Origin of the sequence: Ruminococcus sp. (assembly GCF_017650195.1) — a bacterium.
Taxonomy (GTDB): Bacteria; Bacillota; Clostridia; order Oscillospirales; family Ruminococcaceae; genus Ruminococcus.
On sequence record NZ_JAGCFH010000212.1, the window covers coordinates 1 to 4,742 of the forward strand.

General features: G+C 41.1%; 4 protein-coding genes. 2 read left to right on the forward strand and 2 right to left on the reverse strand.

The window, feature by feature from the left end:
- Positions 1-377, forward strand: a 377-nt coding sequence (locus tag J6U00_RS09830; protein WP_296581413.1) for a YdcF family protein, incomplete at its 5' end; no start/stop codon positions are given.
- Positions 378-481: 104 nt separating this feature from the next.
- The gene (locus J6U00_RS09835; RefSeq protein ID WP_296581415.1) at positions 482-3,010 is read left to right on the forward strand and encodes an AMP-binding protein; all 2,529 of its coding nucleotides are present in this window, start codon (positions 482-484) and stop codon (positions 3,008-3,010) included.
- A 750-nt stretch (positions 3,011-3,760) separates the two neighbouring features.
- Here J6U00_RS09835 and J6U00_RS09840 read toward each other — a convergent pair.
- Entirely contained in the window at positions 3,761-4,102 is a 342-nt protein-coding gene (locus tag J6U00_RS09840) for a HEPN domain-containing protein (protein WP_296581417.1), read from the reverse strand.
- Positions 4,087-4,428, reverse strand: a complete 342-nt coding sequence (locus J6U00_RS09845; RefSeq protein WP_296581419.1) for a nucleotidyltransferase domain-containing protein — start codon at positions 4,426-4,428, stop codon at positions 4,087-4,089. Before J6U00_RS09845 ends, J6U00_RS09840 begins: the two co-directional genes overlap by 16 nt.
- Positions 4,429-4,742: the final 314 nt, after the last annotated feature.

Here is a 4,742-nt window from a genome sequence, read left to right on the forward strand (position 1 = left end):
ACTATCTTTCAGAGCATGACAGTGTTTGTGCTGTTGTTTCGGGAGGACAGGGAAATGACGAATCCATAAGCGAGGCTCAGTGCATGAGAGACTGGCTTGTTGGACGAGGGATAGCTCCGGAGCGTATCTTCATGGAGGACAAGTCCGTGAATACCGAGGAGAATCTTCGCTTTTCCAAAAAGATAATCTCAGAAAACAGCCTGCCTGAGAATATTACACTTATCACTGACGGTTTTCATCAGCTCCGCGCTGATATGATAGCTGAGAAGCAGGGGATAAGCGCTTATAATGTTTCGGGACGGACTCCGTGGTATCTTCTGCCCACATACTGGGTGAGGGAGTGGTTTGGAGTACTGCACTGCAAGCTTTGCGGATAACGGCTTGCTTTGACATAATTTTGTTCAGCTGAAGAGCTCTATGTTAAGACTTATATGGTTGATAAGACAGACAGCGATATATTTTTTTTAAAGGAATGATAAATGTGAAAATCGGTTTTTCAACTCTTGCTTGTCCTGAATGGTCATGGACAGACATTTATTCAATGGCAAAGGATTTTAATTTTGACGGTATTGAGATCAGAGGTCTCGGTGAAGAGATATTCTCCGTCAAGGCTCAGCCATTTACAGATGCACAGCTACCTCATACCATTGCCAAGCTGCAGGCACTGGGGCTTGAAATCCCATGTCTGTCATCAGGCGCTTGTCTGAAATACAAAGAAAAGTACAGCTCAGCCGAATCAGAAATAAAGGCATACGCTCAGCTTGCAAGCAAGCTCGGCTCTTCTTACATAAGAATACTCGGTGATCTTGAACCTGCGCCTGTCAGCGATGTTGACGATAACTATATCGTGGAAGCTCTGAAGAAACTTGTACCTATCGCTGAAGAATACAATGTTACTCTTCTTGTTGAGACAAACGGCGTTTATTCTGATACTGCAAGACTCGCTAAGGTGCTGGATGGTGTTAAGAGCCGCAAGGTAGCAGCTCTCTGGGATATGCATCACCCATACCGCTATAACAATGAAGCTCCAGAGACTACTGTCGCTAATCTCGGTGAGTACATCAAATATATCCAGGTAAAGGATAGCGTAATGCGCGAGGACGGTTCAGTTGAGTACAGGATCATGGGCACAGGAGATATCCCGGTAAAGGCTATGATCGAAGCTCTTGATACTATCAACTACAATGGCTATATCTCTCTTGAATGGGTAAAGCGCTGGGCTCGTGACCTCAGTGACGCAGGTATAGTAATACCTCAGTTTGCTGAGTATATGGCTCCCTACAAGAAGCATCACAAGCATCCGCTACAGACAAGCATGAAAGGCGATGGTCAGTATCCTTGGCCAAAGGAACGTATCCTCAATTATACGTTTCCCGATATCCTTGATCGTATCTGCGAGCAGTTCCCGAACCAGTATGCATTCCGCTATACTGAGCTTGACTATACAAGAACATATCCAGAGTTCCGTGACGACGTTGATATCTTTGCACGTTCACTGCTTGCTATGGGTGTAAAGAAGGGAGATCACGTTGCTATCTGGGCAACTAACGTCCCCCAGTGGTATATCACTTTCTGGGCAACTACCAAGATAGGTGCGGTACTTGTTACAATGAACACAGAATACCGTATTCATGAGGCTGAGTATCTGCTGAGACAGTCGGATACAAATACTCTTGTTATGATAGACGGCATCAAGAACATCAACTATGTTGATATAATCAAGGAACTCTGTCCCGAGCTTGAGAACTGTGAAGCAGGAAAGCTGAACTCCGCAAAGCTCCCTTATCTCAAAAACGTTATCACAATTGACTCTGAGAATAAGGGCTGCTTTACATGGGAACAGGCTCTGGATCTTTCAAAGATCGTGCCTTACAGCGATGTAGAGCGAATAAGAAAGACCATAGATATCCATGATGTATGCAATATGCAGTACACCTCAGGAACTACAGGCTTCCCAAAGGGAGTAATGCTTACACACTATAATGTAGTCAACAATGGTAAGGCTATCGGAGATTGTATGGATCTCTCCACAGCTGACCGTATGATGATCCAGGTTCCGATGTTCCACTGCTTCGGCATGGTACTTGCTATGACAGCTTCCATGACTCACGGTACAACTATGTCCCCCATAACACGATTCTCACCGAGAAAGGGACTTGCTTGCATAAACAAAGAGAAGATAACCTGCTTCCACGGTGTTCCAACTATGTTCATTGCAATGCTCGGACATGAGGACTTTGATAAGACAGACTTCTCATACATGAGAACAGGTATCATGGCTGGTTCTCCTTGTCCTATAAAGACAATGGAAGAAGTCGTTGAAAAGATGCATATGAGTGAGATATGCATAACCTACGGTCAGACAGAGGCTTCTCCCGCAACAACTATGAGCAAGACTACCGACACGCTGGAACAGCGTGTTAACACAGTTGGCGGACCGATTTTCGGCGTTGAGTGCCGTATAGTTGATCCCGAAACAAACCAGGAAGTTCCTGACGATGTTGATGGTGAGTTCGTAGCAAGAGGCTATAATATAATGAAGGGCTATTACAAGATGCCCGAGGCAACAGCCGCAGCTATCGACAGCGATGGATGGCTCCACACAGGCGACCTTGCAAGACGCCGCTCTTCTGACGGATATTTTAAGATAACAGGCCGTATCAAGGATATGATAATCCGCGGAGGCGAGAATATCTACCCCAAGGAGATAGAGGACTTCCTTTACACATATCCCAAGGTTAAAGACGTTCAGGTAATCGGTGTACCTGATGAAGATTACGGTGAGGAAATAATGGCTTGTATCGTTCTTCAGGACGGAGAAACAGCGACTGAACAGGAAATCAAGGACTTCTGCCTTGCAAGAATGGCAAAGCATAAGTGTCCGAGATACGTTGATTTCGTAGACGGATTCCCCATGAATGCTGCTGGAAAAATACTCAAATACAAGATGAGGGAGCAGGCAGTTGAGAAACTTAAGCTCCACAAAGCAGACAGCATTGTTACAGCGTGAACCTCTCCTGCTTAAAACCGTGGCTGATAGGTAAGCGAAAATCCTTTCTTTACAAAGAATTTTTCAGATGCCTGCAAAAGAACTTATCTGACTTCTCATAAAGCACTTTGAATATATAATAATAAGTTTGGTCTAGAACTAAAAAAAGAAACTATAATAATGTCGGTTTTCTACATTATTATAGTTTCAAATATAGTTTCAAAAAACTACTTTTAATATTGACATTTACAGAACTTTCAATCCCCCCAAAAAGCTGAAATCGGGTGCATATTTTTGCACCCGATTTCTTATCACAGAGGTATGTATAATAAAGGCAATATACGGAAAGGAAGAATGAACTTTGATTTGCCACTACGTCTGACCCCAGTGATTACTTTAATATCCGGGGTGCCTATTACATTTATGACTTTATCCAAATAATCGTTTCGTTCTATAAGTTTCATAAATACTCACGCTCCTTTATTAGTATTATATCGCATTTGTTTCCCCAAATTAATAATATTTAAAATTGGGGAAATAGAATATGTATTATTATATAGAAACTCAGCTCCCGTATAGGGAGCTGGCTTCATTTGTAACATTATATCGCCTTTTCTTCGTGTGAAAACGTGTGAAAAACGCCGAAAGAGAATGAAAACTGATCTGATTTGTTGGATGTTTACACTCAGCAAAGCCTACTAACTGATTGCCAATTATTTGATTTGTTTCAGTTTAGTAGGCTATTTGCTATTAAGTATTAATAAACATGGATTACTCAGTATACTTTTTATCGAGATATTCTGATATTGAATTTATGACTGTGTCTGCTTTTTCACGCAATCTATATGCTGAACTAATTATTTTGGAGATTTCACGGCTGAATACATCGGTTTTAACGTAGTTAAGGTTAAAATATGATATAATTCCGGAATGCTTACTTGAATCGAACCCATCAAGCGCTAAAACAGCTCTAAGAGCGTGGAATATAGCATAATAAGAACGATTTACCGATGAACGAAACTCAGTAGCATCAAACAAAAGTCTTGCCGCTTTCAAATCACCTTTAGCAGTATCCAATCTATACTTGGAGAGGTCAATCACGCTGCTGTCCATAGTTTATTCCCCTTCTTTGAAAGATTCTTATAAAAAGGTACTACTTCCTTCCACTGCTCATACATTTTCTCTTCAATATCCACAATTGAGAAAACTCTGCCATATTTCAAATTCAGATTGACCATAAGCTCGCTTAAACCATCTTCCTGCTCTGAGGAAAGCGATTGTTTTAGGAGTACAGCTACGTCAACATCTGATTCGGCAGAATCTGTTCCTCTTGCCACCGAACCATACAACACTATTGCCGCAAGATTGTTCTTCATAATAAGGAGTAACCCATTAATTAGTTCATCGATTGCTTCTTGGCTTAATGATATGCTATTCATATCGCAACTCCTTTCGCTATTTCATGGCTACATTATATCATATACTATACTAAAACTATAATCAAGTATTCTAATACAATTTCTGTGCCTCATAATCCTTCAATTATCAAGGATTACGGACACCAAAGCAACATAATGCACAACTCAAGATTTTGCAAAAACTTTATCAAATATTAGAATAAAATGGGCATATGCACTATTCTGCATACGCCATATTAATTGTCAACAAAAATAAAAAGCTACATCTTGCACAATAAGAATGTAGCTTTTAACATGTAAATATAGGACTAAAGAGATGACACAAGAAAAAACTC

What these genes read in the sequence shown, in the direction of transcription:
- J6U00_RS09840 (WP_296581417.1), bottom strand. Translation starts at nt 4,102, where the DNA reads ATGGACAGCAGCGTGATTGACCTCTCCAAGTATAGATTGGATACTGCT.
- J6U00_RS09845 (WP_296581419.1), bottom strand. Translation starts at nt 4,428, where the DNA reads ATGAATAGCATATCATTAAGCCAAGAAGCAATCGATGAACTAATTAAT.